The 17,695-nt window shown below is 72.2% G+C and carries 14 protein-coding genes; 2 read left to right on the top strand and 12 right to left on the bottom strand.

Annotation, left to right across the window (positions count from 1 at the left end):
• Positions 1-99 precede the first annotated feature (99 nt).
• The 3 genes from kynU to HW130_RS13080 form a co-directional block, all read right to left on the bottom strand.
• Positions 100-1,293 carry a kynureninase gene (kynU, locus tag HW130_RS13070; protein WP_177149705.1) on the bottom strand — a complete coding sequence of 398 codons (1,194 nt, stop codon included), beginning with the start codon at positions 1,291-1,293 and terminating at the stop codon, positions 100-102.
• Positions 1,286-2,107 carry a tryptophan 2,3-dioxygenase family protein gene (locus HW130_RS13075; RefSeq protein WP_177149706.1) on the bottom strand — a complete coding sequence of 274 codons (822 nt, stop codon included), beginning with the start codon at positions 2,105-2,107 and terminating at the stop codon, positions 1,286-1,288. Before HW130_RS13075 ends, kynU begins: the two co-directional genes overlap by 8 nt.
• A gap of 87 nt (positions 2,108-2,194) precedes the next feature.
• Positions 2,195-3,112, bottom strand: coding sequence for a DUF3152 domain-containing protein (locus tag HW130_RS13080; protein ID WP_256356063.1), 918 nt, complete (start codon positions 3,110-3,112; stop codon positions 2,195-2,197).
• Between the two features lie 187 nt (positions 3,113-3,299).
• On the opposite strand from HW130_RS13080, the gene HW130_RS13085 reads away from it, so the two are divergent.
• Positions 3,300-3,719, top strand: coding sequence for a DUF3151 domain-containing protein (locus HW130_RS13085; protein ID WP_177149708.1), 420 nt, complete (start codon positions 3,300-3,302; stop codon positions 3,717-3,719).
• A 170-nt stretch (positions 3,720-3,889) separates the two neighbouring features.
• On the opposite strand, the gene HW130_RS13090 is transcribed toward HW130_RS13085, so the two are convergent.
• The 7 genes from HW130_RS13090 to HW130_RS13120 form a co-directional block, all read right to left on the bottom strand.
• Positions 3,890-5,341 carry an MFS transporter gene (locus tag HW130_RS13090; protein WP_177149709.1) on the bottom strand — a complete coding sequence of 484 codons (1,452 nt, stop codon included), beginning with the start codon at positions 5,339-5,341 and terminating at the stop codon, positions 3,890-3,892.
• Between the two features lie 196 nt (positions 5,342-5,537).
• Entirely contained in the window at positions 5,538-6,560 is a 1,023-nt protein-coding gene (fbaA, locus tag HW130_RS13095) for a class II fructose-bisphosphate aldolase (RefSeq protein WP_177149710.1), read from the bottom strand.
• 188 nt (positions 6,561-6,748) lie between these two features.
• Positions 6,749-7,288, bottom strand: coding sequence for an orotate phosphoribosyltransferase (pyrE, locus tag HW130_RS13100; RefSeq protein WP_177149711.1), 540 nt, complete (start codon positions 7,286-7,288; stop codon positions 6,749-6,751).
• A gap of 223 nt (positions 7,289-7,511) precedes the next feature.
• Positions 7,512-8,306 (bottom strand): aldose 1-epimerase, encoded by a 795-nt coding sequence (locus HW130_RS13105; RefSeq protein WP_177149712.1) that lies wholly within the window; start codon positions 8,304-8,306, stop codon positions 7,512-7,514.
• A gap of 19 nt (positions 8,307-8,325) precedes the next feature.
• Entirely contained in the window at positions 8,326-9,276 is a 951-nt protein-coding gene (locus HW130_RS13110) for an SRPBCC domain-containing protein (protein WP_177149713.1), read from the bottom strand.
• Between the two features lie 121 nt (positions 9,277-9,397).
• Positions 9,398-11,002, bottom strand: a complete 1,605-nt coding sequence (locus HW130_RS13115; protein ID WP_177149714.1) for a polyamine aminopropyltransferase — start codon at positions 11,000-11,002, stop codon at positions 9,398-9,400.
• Between the two features lie 53 nt (positions 11,003-11,055).
• Positions 11,056-11,616, bottom strand: a complete 561-nt coding sequence (locus HW130_RS13120; RefSeq protein ID WP_177149715.1) for a DUF2617 family protein — start codon at positions 11,614-11,616, stop codon at positions 11,056-11,058.
• Between the two features lie 813 nt (positions 11,617-12,429).
• Here HW130_RS13120 and HW130_RS13125 point away from each other — a divergent pair.
• On the top strand, positions 12,430-13,617 hold the full coding sequence (locus tag HW130_RS13125) for a pyridoxal phosphate-dependent aminotransferase (RefSeq protein WP_177149716.1): 1,188 nt from the start codon (positions 12,430-12,432) through the stop codon (positions 13,615-13,617).
• 485 nt (positions 13,618-14,102) lie between these two features.
• Here HW130_RS13125 and HW130_RS13130 read toward each other — a convergent pair whose 3' ends face one another.
• Positions 14,103-14,648 (bottom strand): YbjN domain-containing protein, encoded by a 546-nt coding sequence (locus tag HW130_RS13130; protein ID WP_177149717.1) that lies wholly within the window; start codon positions 14,646-14,648, stop codon positions 14,103-14,105.
• A gap of 351 nt (positions 14,649-14,999) precedes the next feature.
• On the bottom strand, positions 15,000-17,612 hold the full coding sequence (gene clpB / locus HW130_RS13135) for an ATP-dependent chaperone ClpB (protein WP_177149718.1): 2,613 nt from the start codon (positions 17,610-17,612) through the stop codon (positions 15,000-15,002).
• Between the last annotated feature and the right edge of the window lie 83 nt (positions 17,613-17,695).

The raw sequence follows: 17,695 nt of genomic DNA on the forward strand, positions 1-17,695 counted from the left end.
CCCGCGCAGCGGCAGACCCGCCCGGGGTCCGGGGGCGCAGTCCAGCCCGGGGTTCGGGGGCGCGGCCCCCACCGGGGCCGGGGCAGCGCCCCCGGACGCTCAGCCCCGCAGCACCTCCGACAGCACCCGCGCCGCTCGCTCCACGTCACCGAAGCCCACGTACAGCGGCGTGAAGCCGAACCGCAGGACGTCCGGGCGGCGCAGGTCTCCGATCACGCCGCGGCCGATCAGCTCCCGCATCACCCGCGGCGCGTCCTCGCAGCGCAGCGCGACCTGGCTGCCGCGTTCCGCGTGGGCCGCCGGCGTCAGCGAGGTCACCGACCCGGCCGGGACGTACGCCTCGACGCACTCCAGGAAGAAGTCCGTCAGCGCCAGGCTCTTGGCCCGTACCGCGTCGATCGAGACCCCGTCCCAGACGTCGAGCGACGCCTCCAGCGCGAGCATGGACAGGATGTCGGGGGTGCCGACCCGGCCCCGGACCGCGCCGGGCGCGGCCTCGTAGCCGAGGGTCATCGCGAACGGGTCCGTGTGCGAGTTCCACCCCGGCAGCGGGGAGTCGAAGCCGGCCTGGTGGCGCTCGGCGACGTACAGGTAGGCCGGTGAACCGGGGCCGCCGTTCAGGTACTTGTACGTGCAGCCGACCGCGAGGTCCACGCCGTGCTCGTCCAGCCCCACCGGCAGCGCGCCCGCGCTGTGGCACAGATCCCAGACCGCGAGCGCGCCCGCGTCGTGGATCGCCGCCGTCAGGCCGGGCAGGTCGTGGAGCCGGCCCGAACGGTAGTCGACGTGATTGAGGAGCGCGACCGCCGTCGTCGGCCCGAGGGCCGCGGGCAGGTCCGCGGGGTCGACGAGTACCAGCTGCTTTCCGGTCATCCGGGCGGCGGACTCGGCGATGTACCCGTCCGTGGGGAACGTGCCGGCGTCCACCAGGACGTCCGTACGCGCCGGGTCGTCGACGAGCCGCACGGCGCCCACCACCGCCTTGAAGACGTTGACACTCGTGGAGTCGCCGACCACGACCTGCCCGGGCGCCGCGCCCACCAGCGGCGCGATCCGGTCGCCGATCCGCTCGGGCGCCGTCCACCAGCCGCTCTCGTCCCACGAACGGATACGCAGCTCGCCCCACTGACGCGTCACCACATCGGCGACGCGGGCCGGCACGTGCGCGGGCAGCGCGCCCAGCGAGTTGCCGTCCAGGTACACGGCCTCGTCGAGCGCGAACAGCTTGCGCGCGGCGGCCAGTTCGTCTGCGGCGTCCAGCGCCGCGGCCTTCCCGGCCAGCGACTCAGACATGGCTGCGCGCCGTCCACAGCTCGGGGAAGACGTTCTTGCGGGCCCGCTTCTCCAGCCAGGAGACGCCCGCCGAACCACCCGTGCCGACCTTCGAGCCCATCGCCCGCCGCGTCGCCACGAGATGGTCGTTGCGCCATCGCCACACCAGCTCGCCGACGTCGGTGAGCGCCTCGCCGAGGCGCACCAGCTCGGAGTCCTGGTCCTCGGCGGCGTACAGCTCGGCCCACGCCCGCTCGACCTGCTCGGACGGCTCGTACTTCTGCGACAGGTCCCGCTCCAGCACCTCGGCCGGTATCGCGTGGCCCCGGCGCGCCAGCAGCCTGAGCACCTCGTCGTACAGACTCGGCTCGTGCAGGGCCTTCTCCAGCTCCGCGTGCACGCGCGGCGCGCCGCGGTGCGGCACCAGCATCGACGCGGACTTCTCGCCGAGCAGGAACTCCATGCGCCGGTACATGGCCGACTGGAAGCCGGAGCCCTCGCCGAGCGCGTCGCGGTAGGCGTTGAACTGGGCCGGGGTCAGGTTGGCGATCGGCCGCCAGGAGGCGTTCAGCGCCTCCAGCTCCCGTACGGAGCGCCTGAGGGCGTCCATCGCCACGGGGACGCGGTCCTCCCGCAGCGCGCGGGCCGCGGTCTCCCACTCGTGGACGATCACCGTGAACCACAGCTCCATGACCTGGGTCGTGACCAGGAAGACCATCTCGCCCGGGTCGTCCGAACGGGGGTGCTGGAGGTGGGTGAGGACATCCGCCTGGACGTAGTCCTCGTACGGAGTGGTGCCCGCGAAGTCCAGATTCGGGGCGGCGTCATGTGACATCGCTGTCTCCTCGACGAATCCGGGTAGCGGTCCGCCCCTTCCTGATCGGTGTGGGCCCCGGTCCCCACCGGCATCATAGGACGAGGTTCACACCGGCGGTCCGGTGAGATACGTCCCGTCCTCGTCGTAGGGCCAGGCGTTGGAGACGCAGCCGTTCAGGCCCTTGATCTGCTGCATCATCACCGGCGCGGGACGGCCGGGGCCGGGGCAGCCCATGTGCCGCCGGATGCCGATCTCGTGCCCCACCTCGTGGTTGATGATCAGGTGCCGGTACTCGGCGGGTGTCCCGGCGAACGTCGGCGACCCCAGCATCCACCGCTTCAGATTCACGACGACGCCCTCGACCGTCTCGCAGTTCAGCTCACCGCGGGTGTTGAGGCCCTGGGCGAGGCAGAGGCGGTCGGCGGTGGCCGGAGTGGCGATCCTGATGACGAAGTCGGCGTCCGACGAGACGAGCTGGAACCGGCCGCGGCCGTGGGCGGCCCAGCCCCGGGGGTGGGCGAGGATGTCCTCGATCTCGGCCGCCGCCTGCCGCGCGGACAGGTCGATGCCGTCCTCGACCTCGACCTTGTAGCGGCGCAGCGTGCCGGTGCCCGCCGCCGCGCCGGTGGCCTGCGCGGCGGTGAACGTCCCCTCTGCGGAGGCGGGCACGTCCGGCGGCCCGCTCGCCTTCGGGGACGCCTTGGGCGACACGGTCACGCCGGGGCGCGGCGAGGCGGCGACGGACGGCTTCGGGTCGGCCTCGGGAGAGTTCTCGGGGGAGGTCTCGGGGGACGTCAGCGGTTCGGCGCGAGGCGTCTGCGACGGGGCCGCGGACGCGGCGCCGGTGCCGGTGCCACCGCTGCGCCAGTGGGCGAGGGCGGCGCCGCCGCCGATGGACAGCACCCCGACGAGCAGGCCGAGCACGAGGAGCGGGCCGAGCGGACGGCGACGTGCCCGGTCCCGGCGGGACGGGGAACGGCGGCCACGTCCACGCCCGCGTCCGGTGGCGGCGCGTTTGCCCAAGACGGAACTCTCCTCCGGTTCGGCCGGCTTTTCCGGGGGAGAGGGTGGGGCCTCCGTTCCGGCGGTGTACATCGGCTGCGGACGAGTAAATCGACAGCGCGTGCGATCGTACCCGGGAGGACGTGGCCCATGAGGCAGCGGTTCCCTGGCCCGGCCGGGTGCGGTGCGCCGATGGCAGACTTCAGCCATGAACCTTCACGAGAACCTGCTCGGCGGTCCGCCCCCGACCCACCTGCCGGAGAACGAAGAGGCCTACCGGATGCTCGCCGAGCAGTCCGCGACGCCTGCCGAGGTCGCCGCCGCGCACCCGACCTTCTCCCTGGCGTGGGCGATGCTGGCCGACGACGCCTTCGAGGCCGGGCATGTGGTGGAGTCCTACGCCTACGCCCGCACCGGGTACCACCGCGGGCTCGACGCCCTGCGCCGCGCGGGCTGGAAGGGACACGGCCCGATCCCCTTCAGCCACCGCGCCAATCGCGGCTTCCTGCGCTGCCTGGCGGCTCTGGCGCGTGCCGCCGGCGCGATCGAGGAGAGGGAGGAGGCGGACCGCTGCTGGCAGTTCCTCAAGGACAGCAGCGACGAGGCCTACGCGGAACTGAAGCGCTAGCCCCGGCACCGTTTCACCCCAGGCGTTCGAGGCGGGGAGCTCGGGGCACCAGCCCCGGGCACCCCGGCCCGCCGCCGGGGTTGAGGCACGGGGTTCGGGGCAGCGCCCCGACGGCAGCGTGGCCCACCCGGCCCCGACGGGTGGGGCCGGGCCCCGCGCACACCGGGGCGTCACGCGTCGGGCTGCTCCGCACGGGTCGGCTCCAGCGGGGGCGCCGACACCCCGCAGTTCATCCGGCACTCCGGGTGCGTGTGCTCCTCCGCCGGCGCCGGCGCCCTGACCATCGCCCAGGCGATCACGGCGCCCGCCACCAGCACCACCGCGCACATCGGAATCGCACGCTGGAACGTCTCCCCGAACTCCGCCGCCGAGCGGTACGCCTCCGGCCCCATGCCCGCCAGCAGCGGCAGCGCCGCCACCGCGATCAGACCCGCCGCGCGGGCCGCCGCATTGTTGATACCGCTCGCGATCCCGGCCCGCGCGGTGTCCACGGACGCCAGGACGGTCGCGGTCAGCGGGGCCACCAGGGTCACCATGCCCATGCCCATCACCACCATGGCGGGCAGCACGTCCACGACGTACGAGGCGTCCTCACCGACCCGGAGCATCAGCATCGTCCCGGCGGCGCACAGCAGCGGACCGACGGTCAGCGGGATGCGCGGCCCGATCCGTTCCCCCAGTTCCCCGGACTTCGCCGACAGCAGGAGCATCAGCACCGTGGTCGGCAGCAGCGCCGTACCGGCGCCGAGTGCCGAATAGCCCGCGACGACCTGGAGCTGGAGCGCGACGAGGAAGAAGAACCCGCCGAACGCCGCGTAGACGCACAGCGTCACCAGGTTGACCGCGGTGAACTGCCGGATCGCGAAGACGGACAGCGGCAGCATCGGCTCGGGCCGCCGTCGCTCGACCAGGACGAAGGCCACCCCCACCAGCACGCCCACGAGCCCGGGCCACACCGTCGCGTCGATGAGCGCGTACGTCACCAGGCCCAGCGCCGCCGCGCCCAGCACCGCGCCCAGCACGTCGAAACGGCCCACCGCCCGAAGATTGCGCGACTCGGGGACGTGCCGCAGCGCCACGGGCACGCACAGCGCGGCCAGCGGCACGTTGAGCAGGAAGACCCAGCGCCAGCCGGGCCCGTCCACGAGCCAGCCGCCGACGAACGGTCCGACCGCCGCGCCGACGCCGCCGAGCCCCGACCACAGCCCGACCGCGCGGGCCCGGTCGTCGGGGTGGAAGCTCGCCTGGATCAGGGCAAGCGACCCCGGGGTGAGCAGCGCACCGCCGACGCCCTGCAAGGCCCGGGCCGCGACCAGGATGCCGCCGTTCGGAGCCAGTCCGCACAGCAGCGAGCCGATGGCGAACCAGACGACGCCGAGCACGAAGATCCGCCGCCGGCCGTAGCGGTCGCCGAGCGCTCCCCCGAGGAGGATGAGACCGGCGAGCGTGAGCATGTACGCGTTGACGGTCCACTGCAGGACGGCCAGGTCGGCGTCGAGGTCCCGGCCGATCTGGGGCAGGGCGACGTTGACGACGGTCGAGTCGAGCAGCGCCATCCCGGAACCGAGGACGGTCGTGAGGACCACCCAGCGCCCCTGGGCCGAGGACAGCCTGATGTCCATACGGGCATCCTCCCGGCCCCCGCGCCCGCGGGCTAGTCGAGGACGGCCGACTTCCCCAGGAGGTGGGCGAGGTGCCCCCGGCTCCGGCTGCCGAACTCGTCCGCGGCGGGGCGCTGAGTCCGCACGCCAGGGACACCGACAAGGGACGCAGCAGGAGGGCCCGGCACCGTGTCACGGTGCCGGGCCCTCCGCAACACTACTTGATCTTGGTGCCGGTGGAACGCAGGGCCGCACAGGCCTCGACCACACGGGCGGCCATGCCCGCCTCGGCCAGCTTGCCCCAGGTGCGCGGGTCGTAGGTCTTCTTGTTGCCGACCTCGCCGTCGACCTTCAGGACGCCGTCGTAGTTCTGGAACATGTGGGCCGCGACCGGACGCGTGAAGGCGTACTGGGTGTCGGTGTCGAGGTTCATCTTCACGACGCCGTTCTCCAGCGCGGTGCTGATCTCCTCGGCCGTCGAGCCCGAGCCGCCGTGGAAGACGAAGTCGAACGGCGCGGTCTTGCCGTACTTCTCGCCCACGCCCTGCTGGAGGTCCTTGAGCAGCTCGGGACGGAGGACGACGTTGCCCGGCTTGTAGACGCCGTGCACGTTGCCGAAGGAGGCGGCCAGCAGGTAGCGGCCCTTCTCGCCCAGGCCGAGGGCCTCGGCGGTGCGCAGCGCGTCCTCGACCGTGGTGTACAGCTCGTCGTTGATCTCGTGCGAGACGCCGTCCTCCTCGCCACCGGTCGGGGTGATCTCGACCTCGAGGATGATCTTGGCGGCGGCGGCCTGCGCCAGCAGCTCCTGGCCGATGGCCAGGTTGTCGGCGAGGGTCTCGGCGGAGCCGTCCCACATGTGGGACTGGAAGAGCGGGTTGCGGCCGGCCTTCACGCGCTCGGCGGAGATGTCGAGCAGCGGACGTACGTAGCCGTCCAGCTTGTCCTTCGGGCAGTGGTCCGTGTGCAGCGCGACGGTGATGTCGTACTTCGCGGCGACGATGTGCGCGAACTCGGCCAGCGCGACGGCGCCGGTGACCATGTCCTTGTTGTGCTGGCCGCCCAGGAACTCGGCGCCGCCGGTGGAAATCTGGATGATGCCGTCGCTCTCGGCCTCGGCGAAGCCACGCAGGGCGGCGTGCAGGGTCTGCGACGAAGTCACGTTGATGGCCGGGTAGGCGAACTTGCCTGCCTTCGCCCGGTCGAGCATCTCGTTGTAGACCTCGGGAGTCGCGATGGGCATGTGTCCGCTCCTTGTGATGTGCGGGTATGTGGTGCTGGCCCTGACCTGGGGGCGACGTCATCGTCGCGGCCTATCTTTCCAGACTCTCCGCCCGGCTCCACAGAGCCCGTCGCGCCAGGATGCGCCAAGGGCGTCCCGTTTCACGTGAAACAGGACGCCCGTCGGTATCAGCGCAGGTCAGGATGGCCTCACGCGAGACCGAGTTCTTCGAGCGAGTACGCGTTGACGTAGGGCAGGCCCGCCTCGGCGATCTTCGGGGCGGCACCGCGCTCGACGATCACGGCGACACCGACGACCTCGCCGCCCGCCTCCCGTACCGCCTCGACGGCGGTCAGCGGGGAGCCGCCGGTGGTGGAGACGTCCTCGACGACGAGGCAGCGACGGCCCTTCACGTCCGTGCCCTCGATCCGGCGCTGCATGCCGTGCGCCTTGCCCGCCTTACGGACGACATAGGCGTCGAGCCGCCCGCCGCGGGCGGCCGAGGCGTGCAGCATCGACGTCGCCACCGGGTCGGCGCCCAGCGTCAGACCACCGACGCAGTCGTAGTCGAGGTGGGCGGTGGCGTCGAGCATGACCTGGCCGACCATCGGCGCGGCCTCGCCGTCGAGCGTGATCCGGCGCAGATCGATGTACCAGTCGGCCTCGATGCCCGAGGAGAGGGTCACCTTGCCGTGCACCACGGCCTTGTCCTTGATCTGCTGGAGCAGCTCAGCGCGTACGTCAGTCATGCCCATGAGCTTAGGGCCTGCCCGGCGGACCTTGGCCGGGGCCACGACGCTCCCCCAGAGCTTCGCCTGGGGTGCCCCCACGCTGCGTTGCCGACATGCCCGAACAGCTCCGCCGTCAGGGCACTCCGTAGCTTTGCGATGCGTCCCACAGGCCGTGCGGGCCTGGGGAGACCCCATGCACCGGACGCCGCGTCCTGTCCGGCCCTGATCCACCGGACACTCCCTAAAGCCGCCGCCAGGTCCATGTCGTCGTGACCTCCAGCGGCTCGATCGGGGTCACGAGTTCGGGATGGGTGTTCAGCCCGTTCGGCGGGCCGGACTGCGGCTCCACGCAGACGGCCTCGGCCTGCTCGTCGTAGATCACCACCCACTCGGCGCGGCTCGCGACCGTCAGCTCCAGCTGCTCCGGCCACGTCAGGGTGACCGACAGGCCGTCGGGCATGCCGAAGCAGTCGTCCCACGGTCCGGGCAGCGGGTCGATGCGACGTCCCGTCGGCAGGTGGTCCTCGCCGCGCTCCTCCTGCCACGCCGGTGCGAAGGCGACCCGTACGTCCTCGCCGCTACCGAGGTTGCGCAGGAACCAGGGGTGCCAGCCGGCCTGGGCGGGGAACGACGTCCCGTACGTCTCCACGCCCATCGCGAGGGTCAGCGATTCAGCCGTCAGCTCGAAGGTCTGCGTGACCCTGCCGGTGTACGGCCAGGGCTCGGCGAGATCGTAGGTGAACGCGGCCTCGCTCTTGCCCGCCGTCGCGGTGCGCCAGGCGGTGTCGCGGCCGGTGCCGTGAATGGCGTGCGGAGCCGCGTTGAGCGGGAGTTGGTGGACGACGTCCCCGTTGCGGAACTGCCCGTCCCTGGTGCGTCCGCACCAGGGGACCATGGGGAACGAGCCGTACCGCTCCCCCTGGCGCAGCACCTCGGTGCCGCCGATGCGCAGGCTTCCGATGCGGCAGCCGTTCGCCGGATGCACGGTCAACTCGACGTCGCCGGCGCCCAGCCGGACGCTCTCTTCGCTACTCACACGACGACACTAGCCCGCACTACTTGCGGCGGCGCAGCACACGGCTGACGACGACCGCGGAAGCAAGCGCGAGCGCCGCGGCGGGCGCGATCCACCGCAGGGTGGCGCCGGAGCCGGAAGGGTCCGGACCCGGGGTCGGCGCGTAACGGCCGCGCGGGGGCGCGTGGTCGACCTCCTCGGCGCTCCGGCCGATCATGGTGCGCCGCGCGTGGGCCGCCTCGGCGGCGGGCTCCGCGGGGAGCTCCGACAGCTCCTCCAGGCCGTCGAGGTCGTCGAGGTCGTCCACGTCATCCACGTCATCCACGTCGTCCACGTCGTCGGCGGAGACCGCAGAGGCGTCGGAGGCATCGAGGCCGGCGGCCGGCGCATCGAGGTCGGTGAACTCGTCGTCGGCATCCTGTCCGAGCGACGGCGGGGGCACCGGTCCGTCGAAGACGGAGGGAGCGCCGGGCTGGGCGGAGTCCGGCTCGGCAGGCTGCTCGGACGGCGCGTCCGCGTCCAGGGCGTCGTCGGACGCGTCCTCGGGCGACGCGCTCGCACCGTCGGAGGCCGCGACCGCGAGCGCCTCGGCGAACCGGTCCAGAAGGCGGTGGGCGGCCGTCGTCCGCGCGGACGCCCCGAGGGCCGCGAGCCGGCCGTCGGCCGTCGACGAACCGCTGAACGTCAGCGTCGTCCCTCCGTCGGTCGGCGCCGGGCGTACCGTCAGCACGATCTTCACCGAGCCGCTGCCGCGCGCCTCCGCGCCGTCGCCCTCGGCCACGAAGGCTCCCTCCTGCTCCACGAGGTGCAGGGCGCCGCGGTAGGTGATGGTGTGGCTGCCGACCCGGACCTTGAGCCTGCCGGTCAGCGGCCCCGCCGCCCGGTCGGCGTCCTGTTGGAGCCCCGGGACGCAGCGGGCCACCCGGGCGGGATCCCGCAGCACCTGTCGGAGGGTCTCAGCCGGAACGGGTACGAACACCTCATGCTCCATGGAAGCCGAGCCTACTCAGCCGGGCCCGCCGCGTCTGCCTTCGCGCGCCGGTTCGTCGGCGCAGCCCTGCGTAGAGGGCCTCACGCGGCGACCTCCGACAGCCGGCGCCCGGCCGGTGTCATCAGAGGACGTATCGGGGGCGTACCAGGGTCGACGGTTCGAGGCCCGGCACGCGGGTGCGCTCGGCCGCCCGCCCGTAGGCGGCGAGTTCGGCGGCGAGCGGCGAGCGCAGCGGCGGCACGCCGCGGTCCAGCGCGAGCCGCGGGGCGCCACCCGCCGAGGCGAGCAGGAAGCCCCTCTGGGGCGCGGTCGCGGTGCTGTTCCGGAACCGGTCGGGGCCGGTGTCCGCGTGGCCTCTGCCCCGCACCGGACAACCGTTCAGGTACGCGGTGGTGGAGAAACCGGCCGCCCGCAGCGTCGCGTCGACCGTCCAGTACGTGCGCGGCCGGGCGGCGGACCCCGCGTGGACGGCCAGGCGCCCGCCCGGTGCGAGGACCCGGCGGGCGAGACCGTAGAACTCCAGCGAGTAGAGCTTGGTGCCGGCGGTGATGCCGGGGTCGGGGAGGTCCGAGACGATCACGTCGTACTGCCCCCGCTGCGCGGCGCGCAGCCAGGAGAAGGCGTCCGCCGTGACCACACGCAGCCTGGGGTCGTCGTAGACATGGCGGTTGAGCGCGGCGAGGGCGGGATCGGTGCGGGCGAGGCGTACGAGCCCGGCGTCCAGTTCGACGATGGTCACCGAGCCGACGTCCCCGTATCCGAGCGCCTCGCGCGCGGCGAGGCCGTCGCCGCCGCCGAGGATCAGCACACGCTCGTGCCGCCCGTTCATGGCCGGGTGGACGAGCGCCTCGTGGTAGCGGTGCTCGTCGCGGCCGCGCACCTTCAGCCATCCGTCGAGGAACAGGTCGGGCGCCTGGGACGGCCGGCCGGTGAGGACGACCTCCTGGACGCCGGTGTGCACGGCGACCCGCACCTGGTCGCCGTAGACCGCGCGGCGCGCGGCGCGCTCGAAGTCGCCGACGAAGGCCGTCGCCAGGGCGAGCAGCGCGAGCACCACCCCGTTCAGCACGAGCAGCCGCAGCCGCCAGCGTGCCGACATCTCCGCCCGGAACAGCCACAGCACGAGCACGGCGCCCGCCACGGCGTTGACCGCGCCGGTCGCCAGCGCGCCCGTCAGTTCGCCGAGCCAGGGCAGCAGTAGGAAGGGGAAGGCGAGTCCGCCCACCAGCGCGCCCACGTAGTCGGCGGCGAACAGATCGGCGACGGTGCCCTCCGCGTCCCGTCGCGAGACACGCTGGATGAGCGTCATCAGCAGAGGTATCTCGGCGCCGATGAGCACCCCGATGGCCAGGGAGAACGCCACGAGCGCGACGCGGGACCCGCCCGCCCAGGCGAAGGCCGCGTACAGCACCATCGCGGAGGCGCCGCCGACGAGCGCGAGCACCGCCTCCAGTACCCCGAAGCCGACCGCGGCCCGGCAGCGCAGCCGTTTGGCGAGCAGCGAGCCCACACCCATCGCGAAGACCATGACGGACAGCACGACGGACGCATGGGTGACGGAGTCGCCGGTCAGGTACGAGGCGAGCGCGACGAGTTCCAGCTCGTACACCAGCCCGCACGCCGCGCAGACGAAGGCCGCCGCCAGCACGAGACCGCGCCCGGCGGCGGGGCTCACGGGCGGCGTCACCGCGTTGCGGGGCGGGGAGGTGCGCTGCCGGCCGATCATCCCCGCCACGCTACGTCACAGTCCACATCCGTCCTGTCACCCACAGGGGTTGACTACAGCACCGCACGGTCCGGGCGGCGCTCAGCACGCCGGCTCTGGGGCCCGTGGTGCTGCAGTACGCCGACCCGCGTACGCGTGACCACCAGGCGGCTTTCCTGCGGGTACGCGTGCCAGGTGCGCCAGCGCACCTGGTCCTCGACGCGCTGGGCCAGCATGGCGGTGAAGGCGTGCGGCGAGCCGGGAAAGGTGCCCGCGAGGCCGTGTGGATGGTCGGCCACCAGCGCCAGCAGCTCCTGGGCCCGGACCGCGAACGACTGCTCCGACAGCGTCTCGACCCGGGCGGCGAACTCGTACTCCCAGTCGCCGAGCCGCTTGGCCACGCCGAGGGGCAGCGGTGTGCTGCTGCCCGGGATGCAGGCGACGGTCTCCGAGCACGAGCCGTCCTCCTGGTCCAGCAGCACCTGGTGGGACGCCCCGAGGAGTCTCAACTGAAGCTTGGAACCGGATAGTTCGAGATCGAGGACGGCAAGGGCGGGCAGCGGCTCCCGGCCGAGCGCCCAGGCGAGGTCGTCGGCACGGGTGTCGGTGTAGGCGGTATCGATGGTCGTGAGCATGGGGTCGGCTCCGCATACGCGCTTCGGCGGGTGGACACGTGGACCTGACGCCCCGGAGACGGGGCGCACGACATGGGGGGTGGCCTGCTCGGGTCCACAGAAGGTCCGAGGGCTGGATGGTTCCAACAGGTTCCACAGTGAGGGAATCACGAATTACGCGACAACCACAGCGTTTTTACCCAACTTGGCATGGTTTCCATCCCCCAGGGGGCCAGGCGGTTCACGTGTTCAACGAATTACAGGGCTCGTGGGGCACGTGAAGTCCCGCCCCACTCTGGGCACTTGTGCGAAGAGCGACCAACAAGAAGGCACCCGGCGGGAGTTCACCCGCCGGGCACCTTCACCGGTCGCGGACCAGCTGCCCCGTGTCAGCTGCCTCCGCCACATCCACCCCCGCCGCCGCCGCACGAGGACGAGGAGCTGCCGCACGAGGAGGAGCTGCCGCAGGAGGACGAGCTGCCGCCGTCACCGGCCCACCAGCTGCTCGACCCGCCGCCGCTCCGGCGCCTCCGGCCGCTGCCGGTCCTCGCCGCACTCCGGCCGGCGGACACGGCCAGCACAAGGGCCACGACCACCACCAGCCCGACGACCACACCACCGAAAATCACCATCACACCCACCGTCCTTCGCATTCCCCCGGTGGGGGTACCTCCCAGGCCGAAGGCTCTGGGGGAGTCCCCCCGCGACGCTGCGCGACCGCTTCCTCCGGTCGTGTTCCCGTGACGCTCACCTGCCTGACAGGGGGATGCCCTCGGCCTCCCGGACCCAAAGCAGACTTGAGCAACTCCAGAGGTTCGGCCCAGGATGGCGCCCATGACAGGACGCGAACCCGGATCACGACCGCTGCTGAACCGCAGGCTGGCGGAGTTCGGCACCACGATCTTCGCCGAAATGTCCGCGCTGGCGGCCCGGACCGGGTCGATCAACCTCGGACAGGGCTTCCCCGACACCGACGGCCCCGAGGAGGTCAGGGAGGCGGCGGTCCGGGCGCTGCGCGACGGACGCGGCAACCAGTACCCGCCCGGCCCCGGCATCCCCGAGCTGCGCACGGCGGTCGCCGACCACCAGCTCCGCCGCTACGGGCTCGTCCACGACCCCGACACCGAGGTCCTGGTCACCGCGGGCGCCACCGAGGCGATCGCGGCCGCGCTGCTCGCCCTGGTGGAGCCGGGCGACGAGGTGATCGCGCTGGAGCCGTACTACGACTCGTACGCCGCGTGCATCGCCATGGCGGGCGGTACGCGGGTGCCGGTGACCCTGCGCCCGCAGGAGGGGGCCTACCGGCTCGACCTCGACGAGCTGCGGGACGCGGTGACCCCCCGCACCCGGCTGATCCTGCTCAACACGCCGCACAACCCCACCGGCACGGTCCTGACCCGCGACGAGCTCGCGGCGATCGCGGCCCTCGCCGTGGAACGGGACCTGCTGGTGGTGACCGACGAGGTGTACGAGCACCTCGTCTTCGACGGCGAGCACGTGCCGCTCGCGTCCTTCCCCGGGATGCGCGGGCGCACGGTCACGATCTCGAGCGCGGGCAAGACCTTCTCGTTCACCGGCTGGAAGGTGGGCTGGGTGACGGCGGCACCCGAGCTGGTGAGCGCGGTCCGCTCGGCGAAGCAGTTCCTGACGTACGTGTCGGCGGGGCCCTTCCAGTACGCGGTCGCGGAGGCGCTGCGGCTTCCGGACCAGTACTTCGACGGCCTGCGCGCCGATCTGCACGCCAAGCGCGATCTGCTGGGCGCGGGGCTCGCGGCCGCCGGTTTCACGGTGTACCGGCCGGCCGGGACGTACTTCGTGACGACCGACATCCGCCCGCTCGGCGAGGCGGACGGCTTCGCGTTCTGCCGGTCGCTGCCCGAGCGCTGTGGAGTCGTCGCCATCCCGAACGCGGTCTTCTACGACCACCGCGAGCAGGGCGCCCCGTTCGTGCGGTTCGCGTTCTGCAAGCGCAGGGACGTCCTCGAGGACGCGGTCGCGCGGCTGAAGTCCCTGGCCGTCTGAGGAATGCCGGTACGCGCTGGTTGCTTCGCCCGGTCGTCATCGGGGTCGCGGGCGTGCGGTGCACTGGTGGGGACGGTGGTCACGTTCGTGACCGCGTCCGCCGTAGTCGACGAGGACCTGTCGCAGCTCGTCCCCGTGCACCCGAGTTTCCCCGATGGTCCGGGCGTCGACGGTCAGCGCATAAGCCTCCCGCGCCTCGCCGGGCTTCTTGCCGGGAGAGGTGCAGGGGCTTGGACCCCGTGCTTGTTGATGGCGTCGACGGCGCTCTGCTGCGTCTGTACGTTGGCCGATTCCTGGGACTCGTTCAGCGTCCCTCCACTTTCGCCGTTCCCACCAGGGCGACGGTGCCCACGCCGACACCGGCGGACCGAGACGCCGGCCCGGTGGCAGCACTTCGCCCCGCCGCATGACGGCGGGGCGAAGCAACAGGCCCGCATGGACGCCGGGCCCTCGCGCACGCGTGGTGCGTCAGGCGCGCCGATGCGTCAGGCGTCGTCGGCCGGCTTCTCCTCACCGGCGTCCTCGGCCTTCTCCAGGCCCAACTGGTCGACGATGAACCGGTCGAACTCGATCGACGCGCGCACCCAGCTGACCGTGGACGACACGAAGTGCTCCAGGCTGACGCCGGTGCCGATCAGCATCTGCGCCTCACCGATGAGGCGGAGGGACTGCTCCTTCGTCTCCTCGTCTTCGTGCAGGTGCGTGTAGACCTTCGGCCACAGGGTGCGGCGGTTCCAGTCGTCGATGGTGTCGAGGAGCTTCGCCCGGTCCTCGACCGCGTGCGGGCGGTCGTAGAAGGTGCGCACCGAGAAGACCTGCTGCTCGTTCTCGCCGCGGAACATGAAGTACGTGCGGAAGTCCTCCCACGGCGCCGCGAGGTCGCCCTCGTCGTCGACGACGTACTTCAGCTCCATCTGCTCGAGCAGCTGCTTGACCAGGTCCTGGTCGGGAACGACGGGGCCCGCCGGTCCTGCGGCCTGGGGCTGGGGCTGGCCCCCGAAATTCGGAATCGAGGACGGATCGATGGTCACCGTGTATTTCCCTTCGTACGGATGCCGCCATCCTCTCCCATCCCCGCCCGTGCGTGGCAAGCCCCGCCGCACCCGATCCGCTGCGAGCTGATCCCCCCGGGCGCTCCGGCCCCGCGCCCCCCGCGCCTCGACCTCCCCTATGGCCTGGCGGCCGTGGGCGGCGCCCCCGGCCAGGCTGGATGTGCGCGGTGTGCCTGTTGGGGCTCCACCCCAAGCCGCGTGCCTCAAACGCTTGCGGGGCCGAATGTGCGTGGCGCGAAAACAGCCCGCCGAGGCACCCCCTGGCCTTCGCCGAGAGACCCCCACGGCCGCCAGGCCGTAGGGGAGCCTGAGGACACCGCGCGAAGCGCCTTACTCCGCGCCGTCCCCCGCCGTCGCCGCCCCCACGATCAGCTCGTCGCCGAAGCGGTCCACCCGCACCGTGTCGCCGTCCTTGACCTCCCCCGCGAGGATCTCCTTCGCGAGGCGGTCGCCGATCGACGTCTGGATCAGTCGGCGCAGCGGGCGGGCGCCGTACGCCGGGTCGTTGCCCTCGTCGGCGAGCCATTCCAGCGCCGCCGGGGTGACCTCGAGCGTGAGCCGGCGCTCGGCGAGGCGGCGGGCCAGCCGGTCGATCTGGAGCCGCGCGATGCGTGCCAGCTCGTCCTTCGACAGGGCCGAGAAGACCACCAGGTCGTCGAGGCGGTTGAGGAACTCCGGCTTGAAGGTGGCCCGCACCACCTCCAGCACCTGCTGTTTCTTCTGCTCGCCACCGGTCAGCGGGTCGACCAGGAACTGACTGCCCAGGTTGGAGGTCAGGACGAGGATGGTGTTGCGGAAGTCCACCGTCCGGCCCTGCCCGTCCGTCAGTCGTCCGTCGTCGAGGACCTGGAGCAGGATGTCGAAGACCTCGGGGTGGGCCTTCTCCACCTCGTCCAGCAGCACCACGCTGTAGGGGCGGCGGCGCACGGCCTCGGTGAGCTGGCCGCCCTCCTCGTAGCCGATGTAGCCGGGCGGCGCGCCGACGAGGCGGGCGACGGTGTGCTTCTCGCCGTACTCCGACATGTCGATGCGGACCATCGCCCGCTCGTCGTCGAAGAGGAAGTCGGCGAGCGCCTTCGCCAGCTCGGTCTTGCCCACACCGGTGGGGCCGAGGAAGAGGAACGAGCCCGTCGGGCGGTCCGGGTCGGCGATGCCCGCGCGCGTACGCCGGACCGCGTCGGACACGGCCCGCACCGCCTCGCCCTGGCCGATCAGCCGCCGCCCCAGCTCCTCCTCCATGCGCAGCAGCTTCTGCGTCTCGCCCTCCAGGAGGCGGCCCGCCGGGATGCCGGTCCAGGAGCCGACCACGTCCGCGATGTCGTCCGGGCCGACCTCCTCCTTGACCATCGTGTCCTTGGACGCCTCCTCCTCGGCCTCGGACGCGGCCTCCAGGTCGCGCTCCAGGGCCGGGATCTCCCCGTAGAGCAGCTTGGACGCGGTGTCGAAGTCGCCGTCGCGCTGGGCGCGCTCGGCCTGGCCGCGCAGGTCGTCCAGCCGCTCCTTGAGCTCACCGACGCGGTTGAGGCCCTGCTTCTCCTTCTCCCAGCGTGCGGTCAGCCCGCGCAGCTCCTCCTCCCGGTCGGCGAGGTCGCGGCGCAGCTTCTCCAGGCGCTGCTTGGAGGCGGGGTCCGACTCGTTCCTCAGCGCCAGCTCCTCCATGCGCAACCGGTCGACGGCGCGCTGCAGTTCGTCGATCTCCACGGGCGAGGAGTCGATCTCCATGCGCAGCCGCGAGGCGGCCTCGTCGACGAGGTCGATGGCTTTGTCGGGCAGGAAGCGGGAGGTGATGTACCGGTCGGAGAGGGTGGCGGCCGCCACCAGCGCGGAGTCGTTGATCTGCACCTTGTGGTGGGCCTCGTAACGGCCCTTGAGGCCGCGCAGGATCGCGACGGTGTCCTCGACCGTCGGCTCGGCGACCAGCACCTGCTGGAAGCGCCGCTCCAGCGCCGGGTCCTTCTCGATCCGCTCGCGGTACTCGTCGAGGGTGGTGGCGCCGACCATGCGCAGCTCGCCGCGGGCGAGCATGGGCTTGAGCATGTTTCCGGCGTCCATCGCGGAGTCGCCGCCCGCGCCGGCGCCGACGACGGTGTGCAGCTCGTCGATGAAGGTGATGATCTGCCCGTCGCTGTCCTTGATCTCGGACAGCACGGTCTTCAGCCGCTCCTCGAACTCGCCGCGGTACTTCGCGCCCGCGACCATCGCGCCGAGGTCGAGCGCGACGAGCCGCTTGTCGCGCAGCGACTCGGGCACGTCGCCCTTGACGATGCGCTGGGCCAGGCCCTCGACGACGGCGGTCTTGCCGACGCCGGGCTCGCCGATGAGCACGGGGTTGTTCTTGGTGCGCCGCGACAGCACCTGCACGACACGGCGGATCTCCTGGTCCCGGCCGATGACCGGGTCGAGCTTGCCCTCGCGGGCGGCCGCGGTGAAGTCCGTGCCGAACTTCTCCAGCGCCTTGTACTGACCCTCGGGGTCGGGCGTGGTCACCCGGCGCCCTCCTCTTGCCTTCTCGAACGCGTCCAGCAGCTTCCTGTCCGTGGCACCCTGCCCGGACAGCACTTCTCCGGCCTGCCCGCCCTTGGCGGCGATGCCGATGAGAAGGTGCTCGGTGGAGACATAGTCGTCGCCCAGCTCCTTGGCGCGCCGGTCGGCGTCGGCGATGACGGCGAGCAGCTCGCGGTTGGGCTGCGGCGGCGCGACGGTGGAACCCGTGACGCTGGGCAGCGACGCGAGGAGGCGCTCGGCCCCGGACCGGACGGCGGCCTGGTCGGCGTCGACGGCGGCCAGCAGGTCGGTGATGTTCTCGTTTGCCTGACGGCCTCGCCCCTCCAGGAGGGCGAGCAGCAGGTGTGCCGCGGTCAGGTCGGCGTGCCCGTCCTGTACGGCCCGGTTGCTCGCCGCGTTGATCGCGTCACGGCTCTTGTTGGTCAGCTCGGCGTCCACGTGCCCTCTCTCCTCCTTGCTGATGGGCTGTACCCAGCCATGACTCAGTCAACCTGCACAAAGTTGAGTCTATTCCACTCAGG

It is taken from the genome of Streptomyces sp. PKU-EA00015 (assembly GCF_013387495.1).
Lineage (GTDB): Bacteria > Actinomycetota > Actinomycetes > Streptomycetales > Streptomycetaceae > Streptomyces.